The sequence below is a fragment of the Limimaricola cinnabarinus genome (assembly GCF_002723615.1).
GTDB classification, from domain to species: domain Bacteria; phylum Pseudomonadota; class Alphaproteobacteria; order Rhodobacterales; family Rhodobacteraceae; genus Limimaricola; species Limimaricola cinnabarinus_B.
Genome location: NZ_KZ304985.1, coordinates 1 through 18,961, shown reverse-complemented (window position 1 = coordinate 18,961; position 18,961 = coordinate 1). Strand labels below are relative to the sequence as shown.

General features: G+C 63.2%; 16 protein-coding genes. 10 read left to right on the top strand and 6 right to left on the bottom strand.

The features are described from left to right. Both CJ301_RS18895 and CJ301_RS17285 read right to left on the bottom strand, forming a co-directional pair. Positions 1-342: hypothetical protein (locus CJ301_RS18895; RefSeq protein WP_162620603.1), on the bottom strand; the 342-nt coding region annotated here is incomplete at its 3' end. Positions 343-948: 606 nt separating this feature from the next. Further along, complete coding sequence (locus CJ301_RS17285; protein WP_162620602.1) at positions 949-2,286, bottom strand: hypothetical protein; 1,338 nt, start codon at positions 2,284-2,286, stop codon at positions 949-951. 369 nt (positions 2,287-2,655) lie between these two features. Here CJ301_RS17285 and CJ301_RS17275 point away from each other — a divergent pair, with 369 nt between their 5' ends. The 3 genes from CJ301_RS17275 to CJ301_RS17265 all read left to right on the top strand — a co-directional run bounded on the left by CJ301_RS17275 (position 2,656) and on the right by CJ301_RS17265 (position 5,827). Then, positions 2,656-4,617: a hypothetical protein gene (locus CJ301_RS17275; RefSeq protein WP_099278600.1), complete on the top strand. Its 1,962-nt coding sequence runs from the start codon at positions 2,656-2,658 to the stop codon at positions 4,615-4,617. A 33-nt stretch (positions 4,618-4,650) separates the two neighbouring features. Further along, positions 4,651-4,944, top strand: coding sequence for an AbrB/MazE/SpoVT family DNA-binding domain-containing protein (locus tag CJ301_RS19355; RefSeq protein WP_099278599.1), 294 nt, complete (start codon positions 4,651-4,653; stop codon positions 4,942-4,944). Between the two features lie 481 nt (positions 4,945-5,425). Next, positions 5,426-5,827, top strand: a complete 402-nt coding sequence (locus CJ301_RS17265) for a hypothetical protein (protein ID WP_099278598.1) — start codon at positions 5,426-5,428, stop codon at positions 5,825-5,827. Positions 5,828-6,338: 511 nt separating this feature from the next. Here the strand turns inward: CJ301_RS17265 and CJ301_RS17260 are convergent. Together CJ301_RS17260 and CJ301_RS17255 are read right to left on the bottom strand one after the other, a co-directional pair. Beyond that, positions 6,339-7,658: a HipA domain-containing protein gene (locus CJ301_RS17260; RefSeq protein WP_099278597.1), complete on the bottom strand. Its 1,320-nt coding sequence runs from the start codon at positions 7,656-7,658 to the stop codon at positions 6,339-6,341. Further along, a complete protein-coding gene (locus tag CJ301_RS17255) occupies positions 7,658-7,891 on the bottom strand; it encodes a helix-turn-helix transcriptional regulator (protein ID WP_306467372.1) in 234 nt (77 codons plus the stop codon). The genes CJ301_RS17260 and CJ301_RS17255 overlap by 1 nt, the downstream gene beginning before the upstream one ends. Before the next feature lie 305 nt (positions 7,892-8,196). Between CJ301_RS17255 and CJ301_RS17250 the strand changes: the two genes are divergently transcribed. Continuing rightward, positions 8,197-8,514: an antitoxin Xre/MbcA/ParS toxin-binding domain-containing protein gene (locus CJ301_RS17250; protein WP_216823328.1), complete on the top strand. Its 318-nt coding sequence runs from the start codon at positions 8,197-8,199 to the stop codon at positions 8,512-8,514. Positions 8,515-8,840: 326 nt separating this feature from the next. Further along, positions 8,841-9,368 carry a hypothetical protein gene (locus CJ301_RS17245; protein ID WP_162620601.1) on the top strand — a complete coding sequence of 176 codons (528 nt, stop codon included), beginning with the start codon at positions 8,841-8,843 and terminating at the stop codon, positions 9,366-9,368. A gap of 104 nt (positions 9,369-9,472) precedes the next feature. Here the strand turns inward: CJ301_RS17245 and CJ301_RS17240 are convergent, their stop codons facing one another. Beyond that, the gene (locus CJ301_RS17240; protein WP_099278593.1) at positions 9,473-11,146 is read right to left on the bottom strand and encodes a hypothetical protein; all 1,674 of its coding nucleotides are present in this window, start codon (positions 11,144-11,146) and stop codon (positions 9,473-9,475) included. A 164-nt stretch (positions 11,147-11,310) separates the two neighbouring features. On the opposite strand from CJ301_RS17240, the gene CJ301_RS17235 reads away from it, so the two are divergent. The 5 genes from CJ301_RS17235 (at position 11,311) to CJ301_RS17215 (ending at position 18,037) form a co-directional block, all read left to right on the top strand. Continuing rightward, positions 11,311-11,769, top strand: a complete 459-nt coding sequence (locus tag CJ301_RS17235; protein WP_099278592.1) for an XRE family transcriptional regulator — start codon at positions 11,311-11,313, stop codon at positions 11,767-11,769. Positions 11,770-12,443: 674 nt separating this feature from the next. After that, positions 12,444-12,806: a hypothetical protein gene (locus CJ301_RS17230; protein ID WP_099278591.1), complete on the top strand. Its 363-nt coding sequence runs from the start codon at positions 12,444-12,446 to the stop codon at positions 12,804-12,806. A 1,312-nt stretch (positions 12,807-14,118) separates the two neighbouring features. Then, a complete protein-coding gene (locus CJ301_RS17225; RefSeq protein WP_099278590.1) occupies positions 14,119-14,472 on the top strand; it encodes an excisionase family DNA-binding protein in 354 nt (117 codons plus the stop codon). A 173-nt stretch (positions 14,473-14,645) separates the two neighbouring features. Then, the gene (locus CJ301_RS17220; RefSeq protein WP_099278589.1) at positions 14,646-16,607 is read left to right on the top strand and encodes a site-specific integrase; all 1,962 of its coding nucleotides are present in this window, start codon (positions 14,646-14,648) and stop codon (positions 16,605-16,607) included. Continuing rightward, positions 16,607-18,037 carry a hypothetical protein gene (locus tag CJ301_RS17215; RefSeq protein WP_099278588.1) on the top strand — a complete coding sequence of 477 codons (1,431 nt, stop codon included), beginning with the start codon at positions 16,607-16,609 and terminating at the stop codon, positions 18,035-18,037. Before CJ301_RS17220 ends, CJ301_RS17215 begins: the two co-directional genes overlap by 1 nt. Positions 18,038-18,271: 234 nt before the next feature. On the opposite strand, the gene CJ301_RS17210 is transcribed toward CJ301_RS17215, so the two are convergent. After that, a partial coding sequence (locus CJ301_RS17210) for a hypothetical protein (RefSeq protein ID WP_216823327.1) occupies positions 18,272-18,961 on the bottom strand: 690 nt, incomplete at its 5' end.

The following is an 18,961-nucleotide window of genomic DNA, read 5'->3' as shown; positions in this document are numbered from 1 at the left end:
TCGGGTCACCCCTGGAAGCACTCTATCGATGTCTCCCGTCGCAACGTGGCAGTGCCAGTTTGAGTGCGATGTGTGAAGATCATGACTACACAACACTGCCAACTGATCGCCGCGGACCTCCCCAAGCATCGCGTAGAAGCTTTCAAGCAGCGGATTCAACTGCAACAGAACACGGAACTCACGCTCACCGGAACGAAGGGATATAACACGCCATTGCCAGTCCGGCGAAAGTTTCAGCTTCTTGCGTCGCAGAGGCCATGAAGCGCGATCAATCTCGCCATTTGACCATTGACCATAGCTGACAACCGTTTTCTCGAGCCGAATAACATCTTTGAGCTTCATAAACCGGCGTTCCAGACAACCTATGGATCTTGGTAAGATTACAACTTCCGGTTTGTCAAACTCGCGCTTGCCGAGAGCCGACCTACAGAAGTACCTGTTTCGTTTGTGTTACCCCAGTAAATCCGTCCCAGACCAAGTCCGGAGATGCAGAAGGATCGTCTCAGTTGCCTGCAACCGCAACCAGAGCGTTAACGGATCACGTGGGAGCAGCTGGGGGACATTCCTAAGTCGCCGAGTTCGGGCATGGCCGAACTATGAACTGACTGCGTTCTCATGATCGGACGCCTGAAAGATGCGCGGCGAATGTCCGCCCTTCCCTCCCAAGACTTCTCCCGGCCCATTCCGGACCTTTGCAGGCCCCGCCAGGGCTGCGCCGCGGCGTCCTGAGAGCGGTTATCGGCGGCTGCGCACAGCATTGGTCATCTCGCGGCCGTCAGCTATGCGGGATAGAGCGGATGCCCGGTGAATGGGCAGCTCTCAATGACGGAGGGAAACGGTCATTCTCGAACGCCGATCACGCCGCTACGGCGCCAGTTTTCGATGCTGGTTCACAGTATGCGAGCGACGCGAAGGTGGCAGCGACCCGGAATACCCGCGAATGTTATGCTAAGCAGGTGACGTCAGCGCGGACTCGATCGCCACGACAGCGGCATGTCCGCCGGATAGAGTGCGCTCGACGAGGGCTTGCAGATGCGCGGTCGTCGCATCGCGCGTTCCGACATAGCCGGACTGCACAAGTTCGGCGAACCCTCCTGACCGCAAATAGTGGCCGTCGAGTTCGCGGTAGCTGAGGCGCATGCCGCCCCTCGGACCCACGAGCTTGTTTTCGGCACGTAGCCCCTCGAAATGGTCGAGACTGATCAAAAAACCAGCAGACTTGGCCTCGGCGTTCCGGCGCATGAACTTCAAAAAGAAGGCGCCGGCGTTCAAACGGTAGGACCCACTTGGCGACATATCACGATCAAAGCGCTTCATCCGCGCAATCTCATCCTCGAGCTGCTCATCGACCCGCAGCAGCCAATCATGGCCGTCATCGACCTCGACGGTGGACGACCCGGACTTCACGGATCGCTTCCGCGATTTCCCTCGCTCGAGCATCTTGTACTGCACCATGACGATCGAGCCGCGCCGACGGTTCAGATAGATCAGATCGACCCCGAACAGCTCTTCGAGCGGCCTCTTGTTTGCGGTCAGAACCTCAAGGGTGCGATCCCGCCCCTCAAACCTCGCACGCCCAGTCAGGTCGCTGTCGGCGAGCCGAAGGCCTGAGATAAAACGCGCATCGTGCTCTATTACGGCATCTTCGAGCAGTCGCACAGTGCCGAGGGCCGTCGCGCCCCCCTCGTTCAGCGCAAGATGCGATGCTTCGTCCGAGCCACCAAAGGCCTTGATGGCCAAGCGGACCGCGTCGTCCTGTAGCGCGCGGGCATCGGTGATCCGCCTCGGCCTTTGTACGAGCGTCGCGATGCTCCTGAGAGCGCCAATGGCCTCCTCGGACGCGGCGAGCTGCGTGAGGAACGCCAAGCCCAACTTGGGCGAGAAACTATGGAGCCCAGGCTCGAGAGCCCGCATGCCATCGCGCCTTTGACGCAGGGAAGGAGCGTCAATAGCGTTGAGAAGGCTATCATAGCGTGGTCCGACAACCGGCTTCACATGATCGAACACCACGCGGGTTTCGAAGGTCGACGTGGCGCTCTTCGAGCTAATCAATCCGACCGCCAGGTTCGGCGCGTTCTCGGTCAGAATGATGGCGAGCGCATTCTTTGCGACCTCACCAACTTCATCATGCGGAAAATTCTTCGAGAACCGTCGACCGCCTCGCCGACTCTCATCAAGTGCGGCCGCGTCGGCCTCGTCGAGACAGAGTGCTCTGCCCCCTGAAAACGCGACCATCTGAAACTGGAGTTTTGGGCTATACCCGGCTGAGACGAGGAGCGAAGCCATGAAGGCATCGAAGTTTTCGGACGCGCGGAAGGCGTTCCTCCTGAAGCAGGGCGGCTAAGGACAACGTCGTTGTCGAGATCCTCCATCGCAACGCGCGCAGGGGAAGAATGACGGGCGCAGTCGGGGAGGGACAAAAATGAAGGTATGAGACGGTTTCAGTTGAGGGGTCAGCTTTGCGTCTCTCGACAGACCGCTTTTCGCACCCGCAGCGAACGACGCTGTCCGCCCAACCTACCAGTCCGGCGGAACCGACCCTATTCGCGCACCCTGGCCCGGGAAACCGAACCGTCGAAATACTGCGGCCATCCACGGCGCAGCGTTTCTTGACGGACATTTCTCAAGCCCGTGCCATGAACCCAGTTCCCGGGCATGGAACATCTGGATCCCGCTCATCTCCTCGACGCCCAGCCGGTGGCGCAGCAGCTGACCACGGCAGACTACGTGAAGCTGCTCCATCCGATCACTGCGATCGGAAAGCCGACGATCATGACGGCCGTAACCGGAATGCGGATGCACAGCAGAATTTACCGGACCTATGAGGCGCCCTGGATCGCCGAGTGCTGCGTTGACACAGCCGCCTACATCACCCTGAACCGGTTTCATGGCCCGCGTCGGGACCGGCGGCTGGCCGCCCTGAATGCCCTTTACCTTGACCTCGACGTCGACCTCGCGCCTCGGACCCTCGCCTCGGATCCGGCGGCATGGGCGCAGGCGTTCACCCGCGACGTCGAGCGCCGCGGTCTGCCGGTCCCGTCCTTCGTGAACTTCACGGGGCGCGGGCTTGCGGCCATCTGGTTGATCAATGACCTGCCCCCGAGGGCCAGGCGGCGCTGGAGCGCGGCGCAGAAGGCGCTCATCGGCCTGTATAGGCGTTATGGCGCGGACCCTCGCTGCTGCGACACCGCCCGGGTGTTCCGAATTCCGGGCTCGATCAACCTCAAGAGTGGCCGCACGGTCGAAATCCTTGGCGGAAGCCTGCAACGCCATTCCTTCGAAGATTTTGCGGACCGGATCTACATCGCCTCCGGTCGACCGACCCGCCGGGAACTGCAGGCCCGAAAGAGACAGAAGGCGTCTTCGGGGCAGGGCGGGTCGCGCCGGTCCAGGCTGAGCCCCGGCCAGCGCTTCGTCGCAATTCAGGAAGACTTGGAGCGCCTGCTGGATGCCTGGGGCGGTCGTGTGCCGGTCGGCCACCGGAACACATGGCTGCACCTGTGGGCCACCTGCCTGACGCATCAAGAGAACCCCGGGGATGTCGACGCGCGAACCCATGCGATGGCGAGCATCGCGACCCCGGGGCTCTCCACCAACGAGGTGGGCGCCATCGCCAAGCATGCCGCGGAAAGGGCAGCGCTTCCCCGAAGCGGATCACCGATGTCGGACGGCCGCTATCATTATGCCGGCGAGACGCTTGCCGACCTGCTCTGCGTCTCGGACGAGATCGCGCGTGCGCTCGGCCTGCGGCAGATCTTCTCGCTCACCGAACGCAAGCGTCGGAAAGCCGACAAGCAGCGGATGCGCCGATCGAACTCCGGAGCCGTGACACGCGCGCGCTATCTCGCTTCGAACGCAACATCCCGCACGAAGCCGTGGGAGGCGCAGGGGATTTCGCGGGCCACCTGGTATCGCCGGCAGAAGGCCGAGGCAGAGACGTCAAACATGCGGGAAGCCCGAGAGCATCTTGGTGAGACAGGTTCGTGCCCACTACAAGGAGCTTTGCTCTGCCGAAGGCTCGGGGAGGGAGAGGGAGTTACCCGGACAACTGGTCAGTCGTCTCCAAACACGCCCACGCGCACGACAGGCGCCGAGAACCTCGCCAGAATCCAGGGGGAGCGATCGGGCGCCGACAATGGAGCACGGGAGGCGCCGTCGGTGTCGGCCCGGACAGAACTGGTCGTCGTCCGACACCGGGCAGAGACGCCGGAAGGACAGGTCGTGACCGGCTTCCAGGCAGACGGGGTGGAGCTTCGCCGGATGGCGTTTGCCTCCATTGGCGGCACTGGCCTCACCCCATCGATCGGTCACGCTTTGCACAGGGATGCCACCGCGAAGCCGCGAGGCGCCAAGAGGAAGTCCGAGCTGAATTGTCGCCCCCATTCAATCGCGGTCGCGCCAGCCCGGCCGCATGACCTTGTCGAGGTTCTCGTATGGCGCGGAGTCGAGAAAGCGCTGGAGGCGCTCTGGATCCCTTGGCCGATCCCGTCCGGCGGTGTTTCCGAGGTGCCGCATCCAAAGGCTCACCCCGATGGCGACGACGACGGAGGCGACAGAGAGGATGATCTCGAAGGTGGTCATGGGCTCTCCTGCATTCGATGTTGCATGATAGCATGAGAGACCGGATCACGCCGAGGAAGGGCGGACAACATGCCAAGGATCTGCAAATGGGGCAATGTGCTCGCCGTCAGGATCCCCGCCGCCTTCGTCCGTAAGCTCGGGCTCAGAGCCGGCGCTCGCATCGATCTCCACGCCAAGGGCGGTCCTGTCGTCACCTTTATCCGCCGGAGACGTCTGGGAGGTATCCTGACCGGGCTTCGACGGTTCAGGGGGCGGCCATCTGAGAACGGCAATTTCCGCCGCCATGAGGCGCACGATCGGTTTCCAGTCGCCTTCAAGAAAGCTCGCGGCACGGTGGATCCCGAGATCGACCTCGGACTTTGAAATGGGCTGGGAAAGACAGGATGGGCGTGAGCCCCAGGACGGCAGTGAGAAAGTCGATCAGGATAGTAACAGGGTGACCTTGCTGCTGAAGGCCTAAACGTCCTCCTGTTCCTCCGCCCTCTCTCTGGAGGGAGGGGAAGACGGGAGAACCTTCACCGCTGAATTGCTTCGCAAAGTTCGACTGGGTTGTGCTGATGGGCCCGACGATCCCGCGGCTGTCCGGCGGGAGCGCACGAAACGCGCTCGCGGCGATCTCCTGATTGAGCGCATGTGCGATTGCCACGACGCTCGAGAAATGCCCCCAATTTCATGATGCCCACTCATAGTCCGCCGGTCGTCTCGGGCCTGTCTTGACGAAGGCCCGAGACGAACAGCGGACTACGTTCTGCTTCTATCGGTTTGATCCGCTGGAGAGCGGCACGCGGTTGCATGGCTGTCGATCTCGGGACCTTCGATCTTTTCCAAGACAAGGACGTGACCGATGACGACATCCAACTCCCTCGAAGACCTCGCCTTTCATGCCATCCGCAGCGGTCGCGTCTTCGCGCGCCTCTGGCGCGACGCCGGGATCGAAGCCCACAGGACCACACGCCCCTCCTGGACCGCCACGTTCAACCAGCTCGATGAGGGTCAGTTGATCAAGGGGGTCGACCTCGACGGCGTGGCGGCCATGGGCGACGCGCTGCGTCGCGCGCTCAACATCGAACGCCCGGGTTATGGTGACCGCGCGATGCAGGAGGATACGCGGTATGACGATCTGGCCTGGGAGCCGCGCCTCAACGAACTGCGTCGCGTGTCAGAAGCCTACAAGCACTTTCGTGACTGTCAGGAACGCTATGCCGACCGCCTGACGGCCGAACGCGAGGCCGCACGCGCGTTCTGACCCTGACTCGGCCGGGCCTCTCACCGGAAAGACTTGCGGCGGTCAGGTCGTCTCGGTGACCACGCGAGGATCACCTCGGATGACCCCGCCGCTTCCGGTGGGCCTTGAGATCGAGGCGGGCTGGCCTGCCCCTGGAGCCGGCCAGCCTGTGCACCTATTTCGTCTGGCCGTGTTCAACTCGGCCTGAATGCGCAGACCTGCATGAAGACCCATTGCGCCCCGGACGGCGTTGAGATCGAAGCTCCTGATCTCGAGAGAGGTCTTCTCGTTCCGCGGAGAGGCCCGGTTTCCCATGCAACGCAACGGCGTCGGACGCACGATATCCAAGGCGACGGATTGCGCTGACAAGCTCTTCTGAGCGTCGTGTTGAGAAGGTCGGTTGCTGCGATGAAGGAAGTGGCCAGTCTGCGCGATACAATCGGCCGCATCGGGACAGGAGGCCTCCCTGGCGCTGGTGCGCAAATCAGTGACGGGCGCTTCCGCCCCTCATTTTGCCGCCCTTGCCGCGGATCTACTGCAGCCCATCGGCATAGTCCCTCAGCAGGCGCAGGCGATCCGTGGCATAGGCCACGATCTGCTCCGCGATCTCGACGGGATAGCCTTCTGGCAACCCTTCCGACGCGCGGGAGAGCGCACCGGGCGCCGCCGCCGCAAGCGCCTTGAAGGCGCGCAGCCGGGCCTCCAGGGGCACGCCGGCCTTGCGGGCCGTCTCGTCGAAATGACGCGGCACGATCCGATCCAGTCGGTAATGACCGCGCCGGCCCACCGACATGGCCAGTTGCAGATCCTTATGCCGGAACGTCGAGCGAAGCTGCTGCGGCGCCGCGCTCATGATGTCGTAAAGCGGGGTCAGCCGGAATCCATCGCCCTCGAGGAAGATGGAGAAGTTCTTTGCATGCCCGTCGATCCCGGCGATCATCCAGTTGAAGAGCTGCGCCTTCAGGAATGCGGCCTGGTCCGCGATCGGATCGTCGGACTGCCGCAGCAGCGCGAAGCACTCCCTCATCGAAGGGCCGCCATGCTGCTGATACTTCTGCCCGGAAAAGCGGCCCATGGCCTGAAGGAAATCCTCCTGAGGGACGCGCACCAGCCCGCCCGCCCGCCGCGGTCGCCGATCGAACCGCTCGACCACGAGCGTGATCTGCTCCTCGAAGTGGTGGATCTCAGCCTGGGTCGCCTCGAGCCCCATTTCCCGCGCGAGACGCAGGCAGAAGAACTCGTTCTCGACACTCTTGGTAAGGTCGAGACCGCCGCCGACCACGCCCATGGGTCTTTTGAAGATATGCGTCGTGGGGGTCAGCCCGGTCGGCCTTAGCCAGGCACCATCATGCTTGAGGTATGCGGTCTTTTCCTGCGCGCCTGCGAGCGAGATCCGGAAGGGCTCTTCCGGATTTATACCGAGCGGCGTCGTGCTGAGCGATCTGAGGGTTTCCGCGATCTGGGCCTCGGATTGCGGCGTGCCCTCGATCCGGAACGGGTCGGCCGGCGTCACCCCATGGGGCAGGAACTGCATTGCCCCCACGCAATCCTGGCCGATCGCGGCGAGGAGGTCGTGGGTGCGATCGCTGCGCGCTTCCGTGCGCTCCGCGATCACCCGTCGCAGTTCAGGAACATCGGGAAGCAGGTTCTCGAAGACCGCATCCACGTGGTCCCCGTTCTGGGTCGAAGACACCAAGGGCAGGGACCGCGAGATCGGAAAGCGGAACTCCCATCCCAGCCAGGCCTCGTCGTAGCGAAAGCTCGCGCCGGCGGAGGAGCGATAACCATAATATCCTGCGAGCCGCCCGTTGAGATAGACGTCGAGCGTGTGGGTGAGCGATCTGCGCCCCATCAAAAGATATCCTCGGGCCTGGGCCGCGCCGCTTGGGGGGAGGCCCCTCGCCGGGGCACGAGGCCGAGGTCCAGCTCGAGCGCCGCCACCACGGCGAGAAGAAGGCTCAGCTTGGGTTCATGGGCGGCCGTCTCGATCCGCGAGATCTGGCGCGGGTCCGTGCCGGCCTGCCGGGCCAGATCGCCCTGCGACCATCCCTTCGCCTTGCGCGCCTGACGGAGCTGATGGCCCAAGGTTTTCACGTTCCGGAATATACTCGCGTCCATGCCTGCCCCACATGTCATGCTTGTAGCATCTACTTATATGCCATTCTTGTAGTTTTAATGCTATACAGCAAACTTGTAGATAAATGCAAATATGCCAAACGTGATGTAAGGGTGTGCAGGCTTTCTGTCCGTTCCAAGACAGCCTCCAGTTCCCGTCCGCGTTTCATGCAGGCCGACTTCGTCTGTCGGGGGACAGACGCTATACTGGCAGAATGGCTATCGCATCTCATCCAAGCCCGACCTCGCAGGACCTGACCCTGTCAGATGGCACGGTGGCGCTCGACGCGCTCCTCGAAGCGCTGCACCTGACCAGGACCGAACTTGCATGCGTGCTCGGCATGTCGCCGGGGTCCTTGTCCACGGCCCAGCGTCTGTCGTCGGAGGTCTCGCAACAAAGACTTCGGGATTTGGTTGAGATCCTCGTGCGGGTCACGCCGTGGGCCGGATCCCTCTCCCGGGCGTTCGCTTGGTTCTCGACGCAGCCCCTGCCATCTTTCGGTGGCCGGACCGCGGCGGATCTGGTCCGAGAAGGACGCGCCGAAGCCATCAGGTTCTATGTTTCCCGCATTGCCCTCAGCGGTTACGCGTAAGGCAGCAAACCAAGGCGGCGGCTGACATCGACATGCCTTGCGAACGCCCCTGAAACATGAGGAGGGGGTAAGAGCTTGGCTATGACACGTCCGGTTTCGCTTGACGTCAGCCTGCGTTGGAAACGGGAATTTTCCTCGGAACGCCCGGGCCAAGGCACCTATCTCGGAAAACATACTTGGTGGGACAGACAGCTCGGTTCGGAAGATCGGGAAGCATTTCCTTTGTAGAGCCGCAAACCCCCAAAAAAGTTTTTCGCTTCGAGCGAACGACCAATCTTCTCCTTGCCAGGCAATGACGCCTGAAACCAAGCCGCCAGATCGGCTGAATGCTGCAAGGAAACAAATTCATCATGCTCACATACAATAACCGGCTGGACGTCTCATTCAAGAATACCATGGATATCCACGCCTTCTACCAGTATCTTTCCGGCCCGAACGGACCCGTCGATTTTGATTACATCATTCGGTCTCCCGATATCCTGAGTCACCTCAACGAACGGAAATACGTGACATTCGTTGTCGACGGGCAGCATGTCGTCCATGCTAACTCGTATAAACGTCGCGACGAACTGTCAGGCGTCATCGAAGAGCGCCCTTTCACGGCAGAGGAGGCGGCTGAATTCGACAGTCAGCCATATCAAACTCATGCAGAATGGGCGGCGACCTTCTGGGGATCTGAAAGCAATGCTATTCATGCAAAGGTTCATCACAAAAAAGACACGGGAACCATCAGGTTCGTCACCCGGGGCGGCCCCCCTCGCGGAATTGTCCGGGCTCTGAGAAGGGTCTTTTGTGAGGTCGAGATCGAAGCCTTCTACGATAACCCACAGAGGTTCATATCGGGGTATTACTGAAGAACGGTCGGCATCATTCTTGGTGAAGTAATTGACACTGAGAAGCGGTAGTGCGGAGGCTGAGAACAGCCTCCACATTCGTCTCAATCTCCCTGACCTTGTTTTCAACCACTCGCCACCTCCTCGGCGCCGCAGGAGCAGGTCTCGCGCGTCCTGACCTGGTCATCTGCGGTATGGCAAAGCCTGCGGCTGGCGTCATACAGGGCCACGAGTTCCGACTTCGCGATCGACGGCACGGCGGCGGTGTTGTGCCGCACCATATCGAAATCGATGACGTCGAAGCGGGCCCACAGCTCAGCTGGGCTGCAGGCCATGGCACGCAGGAACAGATGGGACTGCGCGCTCCCGGCGTCATCGAGCATCTTCAGCCGACCGGCACGTCCACCCACGCGCTGGATCGCAAAGTCGGCCTCGGCCCGGCTGCAGAACTCGTAGTCAGGATGCCGCGTTTCCAGTGCAGGCCGTGGTCGCGGCTTGGCGCGACGCTCCCAGATCTGGATCGCGCAGCGCCGCTCGCGCGGCCGACCGTTGGATCCCACCATCTGCACCGTGGCCTCGATGTCATCGACAAGGTGGAAGGCCGAGTCGAGCTGGTTCTGCACGCTCGTCTTCCGGAAGCTGAGCGGCACCGTGATCGTGATGGACTGTGCTTCCGCCGCGGCTGAATTGAAACGCGCGATGGCCTCCCGGGTCGGTGCACCTCCGGCAATGTCATCAATGACCACCCGGTCGAACAGCACAGCGGCGTCGGCTTCGGGCATGTTGCGCTTCCCCCCAGCCGCAGTCGCAGTCACGCCGTCGTTGGGCTCACAATGTGCCGGCGCGCCGGGCGTTGCCTGCTGCGCGGCCCTGTCAGCCTCATCGACCGACTGTGTTTCAGGGGCGGCGGGCACCTCCTGTGCGATCTGCCGCGGCATCGACACTGCGGGGTCAGCAGTTACGGTCCGAGCTTCCTCGGCCAAAGCCGCTACGTAAAGTTCGATGATCTCGCTCATGTTGATCGAACCGCCGCCGGCGCCGTTGCGGGCATGCTTCGACATATCGAGACGCGCGAAACGCTCCTCCAGCGCCTTCGGGTTGCAGCCGGTGGCCCGCAGAAAGATGTTGGACTGCGGGCTCCAGTTCTGGTCGACCGGCTTCAGCTGACCGGCATGCGCGCCCACGCGCCGGATCACGAGATCCGCTTCGGCTTGGCTGCAGCGTTCGAAATGCGGATGCTCAGTCTCGAGCGCATGCAACTGGCGTGGTTCCGAGCGGCGCTCCCAGATCTGCAGCACACAAGGGACATGAACGGTCTTGCCTTCGTAGATGAAGGCATCCTGCGGCACCTCCTCCTCGTGCACGAGGTGCAGGCGCGTGTCGACGCGGTTCTGCATGGTCATCTTGCAAAACGACGCTGGCAGGATGAGTGCGACGACGTCGGCGAGGCTGGCTGCATGGTTCAGAAAAGCGAGTGCCGTATTGTTGCGGAAGGGTGGATTGCCGATGATCAGGGTGCGGCCCAGGGGGCCCGTGGGCGACCAGCTCAGGAAGTCGGCATCGATGATGCCCGGCGCCTTCGGATCGAGGTCGAGCGCGATGCAGTTGGGCCCGAGATGGCGTGAAAAGGCGCCGGTGCCGGCGGAGGGTTCGATGATGGTGTCGAAAGGGTTGGCGACGTAGCGCGCCAGAACCCGCTCCACGTAGGCAGCCGCAAGCTGCGTGTTGGTGTAATACTGGCTCATCTCCGCGGCGGTGGAAACGTAGGAGGTGCCGGCGGGTTTGCTCTTGGTGGTCATGGATCGTGTCCCTCGTTGTCTGCGAGGGGGAAATTGATCCGAGAGCCCAAACCCAGAAGCGGGTTTGTTCCTAATTAGCTATTAGATTTCAATGACTTGAATTGGGGAGAAGATTTTTATGCGGTCGCAGCCTGTGCGGCATGGCCTGTCTGCCTGACGGAGCCATGCTCGGCCGAGACAAGGTGGTATCAGCTGATTTCTGCAGCTGGCTGCGCATGCCGCAAAACGAGCCTATGCTTCTCGGCATGGCTGACCCGTTCCCCCCGTTCCCGAGCGCGCAAGATCTGATACGGCCCAATGGCAAGGTTGACATCGATGACCGTCTCGAAGTGCTCGGCCTGAGCAGGGCCGAACTCGCGCTCGTTCTCGACCAGCCGGAGGAAGCGCTGAGTGAGCGTGCACGGCTGGAAACGCCGGAAACGCAGCGCAGACTCAGGGATCTGATTGAAGTCCTCGTGCAGGTCGTCCCATGGGCTGGCTCATTTTCTGAAGCCTATGCTGGGGTTTCGACATGGCCCCTCGCGTCCTTCGGTGGCCGAACCGCGGCGGACCTGCTGCGGGAGGATCGCGTCGAGGCAGTAGCCTCCTACGTCACCCGGATTGCTCAGGAGGGCTACGCGTGAGATGGACCGGACGGGCATGCAGGAGGCGCCACCGGTGTGCCGGGCCAATCTGGTGACATCGGCTTGCACCAGCAGGTCCATGAGCCCCCGGCTGGCCCGCGGATATTTTAGAGGACGCTCTCAACGACGTTGGACGGGCGTGGGGTGAAAAGGCTTTCGCTGGCTCAATGACCAAACCGGACCTCCCCAAAAGCCGGCGCTTATACCGGTCGGTGAGACACGATCGGTGTTTGGGGAGACTCTGCCCCTGCTTCCTCTTCAGATAGGGCGGTTCAACATATGCCCTGCAGGTCCGAAAAGGCCTCCTGCCGCCCGAGCCCGGTGAACACAGGGAATAGGGCGAAGGAGCTACGGACCTGGACCCTCCGAAGGGCAGCCTGCTCGTCCAGCCGCCCAAAATGAATTGCAGACATCTACTAGTCAGTGGGAGCGGTTGTCCTGGAGGGCGAGGCTGTCTGCCTTTGCGGGCTTTCCTCTTGCTGCAGGCCCTGGCGCGACACTGAATGCCCGCGTGATTTCAGGCGGTTTGTTTCCGGCTTTCCGCCATGGACCCAGATCCCGTTTGCCGGGTCAGTTCCCCCCGGCCGGGAGCATGCCATCGGGGCACGTCAACGGATCCGCTGTCGCGGCGGATCCCTTCCGTTCACGACATTGAAAACTGAAAGGACAGACCCATGGGTCTTGATATGGGCTTCGTCAAACGTCGCGCACAAACCGAGATCGCCTACTTGCGCAATCATAGCCAGTTCGCCAACAGCTTCTTTGAATTGGACCTCCCCCCGTCCGAGGACGACAGTACCGATTTCCAGATCGAAGACTGGATGGTCGAAGCGGTGGCCTGCCAGTGGGACACCGATGACACAGAGGTCGCGCGCGCGGAAGCTGCGCTTTCGGAGGCGGAGTTCGAACGGATTTGTTGGAGCCATGAATACGATCATGACACCTCGGAACTCCGGGCGGCCTACCGACGGATTCTTGAAAGGCTGCACGAGGCTGTCACGGCTTCGGACCCCGTGGTGTGCTACTGGTCCGCTTGAAGCACGACCTCCACCAATTGATCTCCTCCGGGGTTTTCGAGCCCAGCAACGCAGGTGAATTGTCTTGGCGATCGCCGTCGCGGCGCCCTCCGTGTCAGGGGCCGCGGCGGCCTCGTCCTAATGGAGAGGACGATGACCACGGCAGATGTGCTCACCAACGTGCACGGCCCGGAGCTTCGGCCGCGGCCAGGTTCTGCTCTGCCGGGCATGGGAAATGGCCCAGTGGTGCAGGGGAGAACACGGGGCTGCGCGCTTTGCTGGACCGCATGATCCGGAACAAGGGCTGCCAGCCCGGGCAGGCGGGTGCGAAATGACACGCCGACCAACACCGTCGGCGCGCGGGACTTCGCAAACCGGTGGGGGTCTTCGAAAAGCTCCGGAACGTCGCAAGGGCTGCCGGCGTTCCATGCGCCATGGGCGATCGTGAGAGCCGCGATCTCGGCAAGCCGAAAACATCGTGTATGCCCTGCCGCGCCGCAGAGCGATGTCTGGGCGGCGCTTGGTGTTCGCGAAACCCCACATCGCATGGTCATCACGTGGCGCCGCTGGTGCTGGCAGCGTCTTCTGGCCACCATCCACAAATGTCAGCTGCACCTGAAATCACCGTGGCTATGGTGCACAAGCACGACGAATGCACCAACGAGGCAGCCACAACGCGCCGGTGCCGGACAGAAATTCGCGGCGCATCCCGATCTCTTTTCAACATTGAAGAGGAGGCATCGTCGGTGGAGGACGAATTCCGTTCAGACGCGTCTTTGGGCAGGCCTGCGGACATCAGGAACCGGCGGTCTGCGCAGCCATGCGGTTCCGCCAGCCAGCGTGATCGACGGCCCTGAAAGACTGAACGGTCGGGGTGGTTGAGAGCACCTCATGTCCAGATAACGCTGCCACCATACCACCTCTGGTGAGCGTAAGGCCGTCGAAGCATGAAGGCCTGTTCGGCGCACGATGCGCGGGTTTAGCCAGCTATCGGAGGGGTGTCGCTCATGCTGGTCCGGGTTGAGACCCACGAACGAGAGCAGGTCGATGACGACGTTGCCTACGTATTTCACGACACGAACACACCTTATGCAGCTTCGCCGAAGGGGCCCCGTGTAACGCCTCAAGGCCAGGAGACCGGGCCTCCCTGACATCATGACCGGGGACAATGCCCACGGTCGCAAGAACCAGCGCCGTCACGCTTGAGTAGAAAATTCGCAGAATCTTTTCCGCGCTTGCGCGGCTGATCCGAGGTCCCGTGCGACACCACGACGGAGACCTACCGGTGACCAAAAATAAAAAGACCATCCCCGACAAAACAGCCGGGTGCGGCATGGAGCAGCTTCTCAGCCGCGCGCGGCTGATCGCGCGTTGGCGGCACGGATCGGACAGCTTCTTCTGGCGGGCCGAAGCTGACGGCCTGCTCGTCCCGATCCGCGATGGTCGCCATGTCCGGTATCTCTGGCCAGCGGTGTTCCGTTTCGAGGGAGGTCTGCCCCCGAAGGGGTTCGAGACAGCCTACATGGCCGATCTCATGACCCCGGAGGAGGTGGCCCGCCGCGCCGAAATGAGCCGCGACACAATCTTGAGAAAGGCGAAATGCGGCTCCCTCTCCGCCCGACGCGTGGGTCTCAGCTTTCGCTTCGTGCCCGCCGAGGTCGATCGGTGGATGGCGACATGGACATGATGCCGCGTGCACGCGCCCGTCTGCACCGTCTTGAACGGAGTCCCCTTGAAAAACCGTATTTTACGGACGTTCGAACAGAACGCCCCACAAGGTTTATGGCCCAAATCTGCGTGGGCGTCCCGTTCATCTGCCTATGCATGAACGGGCTTTCGCCCCGATGAAAGGACAAACCCGTGACTGAACGCACCCTTCGTATCGAGACGCTGCTCGACGTCTATTTGCTCCTTCCCGAACTCTACAGCGAAAGCTCGGCCAAGGCCTACGAGTCGTCGTTCGGCCGGATCGAACGCCTGACAGGCCGACGCCTGTCACAAATCTCGGCAGACGTGGTGGAATGGGAACAGCTGGCGGCAGAGATCGTCTGGGCGGGAGAATTTACCCGGGCTCGGACCCCGGAGGCCCGACAGCGGGCGTTCGATGGTTTCGTAGGTCGCGTCTCTGCCGCCATCCGCCGGGCCCGCGAACGGGCCACGCCCCGGACGGCCGCGGCCTGTGCCGATGCCGCGGCCACATGGGAGCGGGTCGCCCGGTATGTCGCGGCCGCGGAGAACACCTACGATGCCCAAGGGAAAGCCCTCCTGCCCAACAAGGCCTCGCTCTCCATCGAGAACCTGCGCGCGCGACTGGGCAGGGTCCCTCCGATGAGTATCGACACCGCCGGTGCCGTTGCGGCGCTGGCCCATATCCCTCCGAATAAGGTCGACAGCTACCGACGATCGATCCGGTTCTTCAACCGGTTAATCGCGGAGCGCGGCACCCATTCTGCCATCGCCTCGCTCCTCCCGGCGCGGCCGATCGGACCGTTGCCCACGCAGCGCGATCCCGCGATGGATTGGACACGCTGCACCGCAGAGTTTCAGGCCGATCTGGAACGCGTGATTTCGCGGGCTCTCCGGGCGCCGCGGCGCCCTGATCAGTTCGGGGGCCGGCTCGGATCGGATCCAGTGGCCAATCGGCGCCGGGAAACGGGCGGTCGGAAGCGCCCGATCCGCAACAAGGATGCTCGTGCCAAGGCGTTCCGCAGGGCCCTCTCCTGGCTGGCGCGGCACGCCTTCCCAGAGCGGGAGCCGGTTCTCGGCCTCGCGTCGATTATGGATCTGCTCACCGAGGACAACGTCGAAGCGGCGGTCGAACGGTTCCTCGATCGAAGCGCAACGGCGATAAGCCTCAAGGACGCGAAGAAGACCACGTCGCTCACCACCTGGCTTTCGGATCTCGGCACGATCGCCGAGCGGAACGGGGCCGGGGAGGCGTTGGTGTGGGCGATCGAGGACATGCGGCTCGACCTCGGCGAGGAGTCCGATGCCACACGCGAGATGTCGGCGTCCCGGGAGGCATTCGTCAAGCTCGTGGATCGGGACCCCGCCGTTGTGCGCGCTATCGTTACGGGTCCGCGCGTGTTGCTCGCCGAAGCAAGACGGCTGCTGGGCCGAAAGAACCTCACCACGCACCAGCGCACCGAGGCGCTGCATCTTTTCATGGCCGCGACCATGCTCGCGATCCAGCTCGCGCGCCCGCTCCGGACCCGCAACGTCCACGAAATGCTCTCCGAGGGTGACATGCCCGAACTCGTGCCGCCCCGGCGGGAACGGGCCTCGGCATGGCTCGATATCGGCCGGGGCCGGGTAAAAAACCGCAAGCCGCTCGAAGGGCGGATTCCCGACTGGCTGTGGGCGGTGATCTCCGCCTGGATCGACGAGGGGCGCCCGGCCTGGCGTGACCGGGCCACCGTCAAAGACGCCGCTGCGGCAGACATGTCAGACATCGGGGCGGGACAGGCCAGGACATGCGACGATGCCAATGGAGCGCCGCGCCATTGCGCGAACCATCACCTCTTTCCCGCACTCTCGGGACCGGGGGCGGTCAGCCGGCAGCTCATCAACAAAGCCTGGAACCGCGGCATGGCGCGGCTCGGGCTCACTGGTCTCACACCGCATATGATGCGCCACGTCGCAGCCACCCTCTACCTCGCAAAGAACCCCGGGGATTACGCCGTCGTGGCCGCGCTGCTCGCCGACAGCCTGCGCACCGTCGAGACCTTCTATGCCCGTGGCGAGGGCCGCGCCGCCATGGATCTCTTCGCCGAGGTGCTTACCGAACTCGACCCCACACTCAACCTGAAAGGAGTGGCCTGATGCCGACACGCCGTCACTCGCGCGATGCCAGGGTTGCGACACTCATCGCGCGCATGCCGAACGTGCCGCGGGATGTCGCTGCACTGGCCGCGGCCGCCGCCGTCGACGGGCGCTTCACGTCCCGGGGTGGCCCGGCTGCGCTCGAGCGCTTCTATGGACACATGCTGAAGACCCGCCGCGCACCGCAGCAGGTGCGGCTCGAGGATTTCGCGGCGGTGACCACGAGCCGCACCGGCCTCATCACCCTGATGAACGCGCTCGCGGCTTTCGATCCCGGGGTGCCCCTGGCACCGGCGCGGCCGCTTCGCCAGGACTGGGACCGCTGGTTGAACGCGCGCTATAACGCGAAGGAAGCCCGTCCTCGGGTTTCACAGCGGATCGCGCTCGAGCCGGCGAATTGGCCGATCGATTGGGCCGCGGTCGAACCGCTTCTCGATCAACGGGTGCGCCGCAACGGCCGACGCTACAGGCCGCTCGCGGCCAAGGGCCGAGCAAATGTCGTCCAGGCCGTCGGGCTTTGCGCGGCGGCACGCGTCTGGGCGGCGGAGCAGGGGGTCGCCTTGCCGGAGGCGTTCAGCGCCGATCTGGCCGAAGCCTTCCTGCGCTTTCTGTTCCGTGCCGAGGAGGGCAGAGGGCCGATCACCATGCGCAGCGCGGCCGACTACTTTCAGCGTGTCATCCTGTTTGCCCGTCGCGGGGCGCTCTTCACTGCAAAGGTCGAAGGGCGTTTTACCGAGATCCACACCGCGCTTGTCTCGGAAGCCACGGACGAGACGCCGGGCAAACATGCAAAGATCCGCAGGTTCCTGGACCAGCATGGTCTGGCCGATCTCCTCCATGCCGCACATCGCTGCCTCGAAGAGGCCGCCGATCTGCCGGCACATGGCGCGGCCGCGTGCCGGCTCCGGCGAAAGGCCGTGGTCTTCGCTCTGCTGCTCAACGGCGTCGACCGTCAGGGAGACCTTTCCACCTTCCGGATCGGCCGGGAGATCGCCCGGACCCCGGAAGGCGACTGGACGGCTGAGTTTCGTCAGGCCAAGACCCGCGGCAAGAAGGCACTCGGTTCCTATTGGCCGGTCACCTCCCGAATTATCGATGCCCATGTCATGGCAGACCGCCCCGGGTGGCAGATGGTCGACCGGCTGCGCGAGCTCGACGGTGCCAACCTGCTCGGCCTCGAGGAGGGGGCCCTGTCGACATACCACCCGGCCGTGCTTTTGCAGGAAGAGTTCGGGATCTCCGGCCACCTCGTGCGCAGTCTCGTCACCGATCTGGTCAGGACCCAGGCCCCCGACGCCGCTTGGGCGGTTCAGGCGCTCCTCGGCCACTCGTCGCGCTGGATGCAGCAGGCCTACCGAACGGATTTCCGGGACACTGCGGCCCTCGAGAAATACCACGCCACGATAAAGACAATCGCCCGGGACGCGTAAGTCCGCGTTCCCAGGGCGAACTGGTGGCGCTTCGGCATCGCCGGCCGGGGTGGTACGCTCATGCCAAGGCACCCCACCGAGCTCGGCAAAAAGAGCGCGAAGAGGGTTATCGGCAGGTTCACTGCCGAACGGAAAGCACTTGGTTCCGGAGCAGCATCGTCTCGAACTGCTGCTCCGACGTTTTCGGAGAGACCAGGCGCATCGAAGGCGCGGCGGCGCTTCCGCGGAGGCCTGTTAGATGGCGCCCATTTCCGGAATCCGGACCAGGAACTCATCACGACGAAGCGGACCCGCCGCCCTGGTCTCGAAATCCCCATCGCCGCCACCATCGACGAACTGCATGAAGAGACGCATCCCGGCGAAGGGCAGATCGGACATGGGAGGGCGTGGCGCTGCCGGAGGCGCGCTTGCAGGGACGCCCTCGGTGATGGCAGGTGCCTCGCCTGCAGCAATGCGAGCGGCTTCATAGAGCGCCACGAGATCCCCCTTGGAGATCGACGGAATGCCGGCCACCTGGTGGCGCAGGGGATCGAAGTCGATCGCGGCAAGGCGGGCACGCAGCTCGTCCGCGCGGCCGTCCGCGGCCTTCAGGAAGTAATGCGAGGCGACGCTGCCGGCCTCCGCGACCGGCTTGATCCGACCGGCATTCGCGCCAACCCGTTGCACTGCGAGATCGGCGTCAGAGCGGCCGCTGAAGACGAAGTCAGGGTGCGACTTCGGCGGAACGATCCTGGGCCGAGGCGTGGCGCGGCGCTGCCAGATCTGGAAGGTGCAGGGTGCGTTGCTCTCCTTGCCATCTGCGCCGGTAATCAGGCCGACGATGTCCTCGTCGTGGATCAGGTGGAACATGGGGTCGAGCCGGTTCTGCTGGCTCGGCTTACGGATACTGCGCGGCAGGAGGAGGGCGATCGTGTCGGCATTAGA

Coding starts and splice junctions, on each gene's coding strand:
- CJ301_RS19355 (WP_099278599.1), top strand. CDS start 4,651: ATGCCAAGGATCTGCAAATGGGGCAATGTGCTCGCCGTCAGGATCCCC.
- CJ301_RS17265 (WP_099278598.1), top strand. CDS start 5,426: ATGACGACATCCAACTCCCTCGAAGACCTCGCCTTTCATGCCATCCGC.
- CJ301_RS17260 (WP_099278597.1), bottom strand. CDS start 7,658: ATGGGGCGCAGATCGCTCACCCACACGCTCGACGTCTATCTCAACGGG.
- CJ301_RS17215 (WP_099278588.1), top strand. CDS start 16,607: ATGCCGACACGCCGTCACTCGCGCGATGCCAGGGTTGCGACACTCATC.
- CJ301_RS17230 (WP_099278591.1), top strand. CDS start 12,444: ATGGGTCTTGATATGGGCTTCGTCAAACGTCGCGCACAAACCGAGATC.
- CJ301_RS17235 (WP_099278592.1), top strand. CDS start 11,311: ATGCTCGGCCGAGACAAGGTGGTATCAGCTGATTTCTGCAGCTGGCTG.
- CJ301_RS17225 (WP_099278590.1), top strand. CDS start 14,119: ATGGAGCAGCTTCTCAGCCGCGCGCGGCTGATCGCGCGTTGGCGGCAC.
- CJ301_RS17240 (WP_099278593.1), bottom strand. CDS start 11,146: ATGACCACCAAGAGCAAACCCGCCGGCACCTCCTACGTTTCCACCGCC.
- CJ301_RS17285 (WP_162620602.1), bottom strand. CDS start 2,286: ATGGCTTCGCTCCTCGTCTCAGCCGGGTATAGCCCAAAACTCCAGTTT.
- CJ301_RS17245 (WP_162620601.1), top strand. CDS start 8,841: ATGCTGCAAGGAAACAAATTCATCATGCTCACATACAATAACCGGCTG.
- CJ301_RS17275 (WP_099278600.1), top strand. CDS start 2,656: ATGGAACATCTGGATCCCGCTCATCTCCTCGACGCCCAGCCGGTGGCG.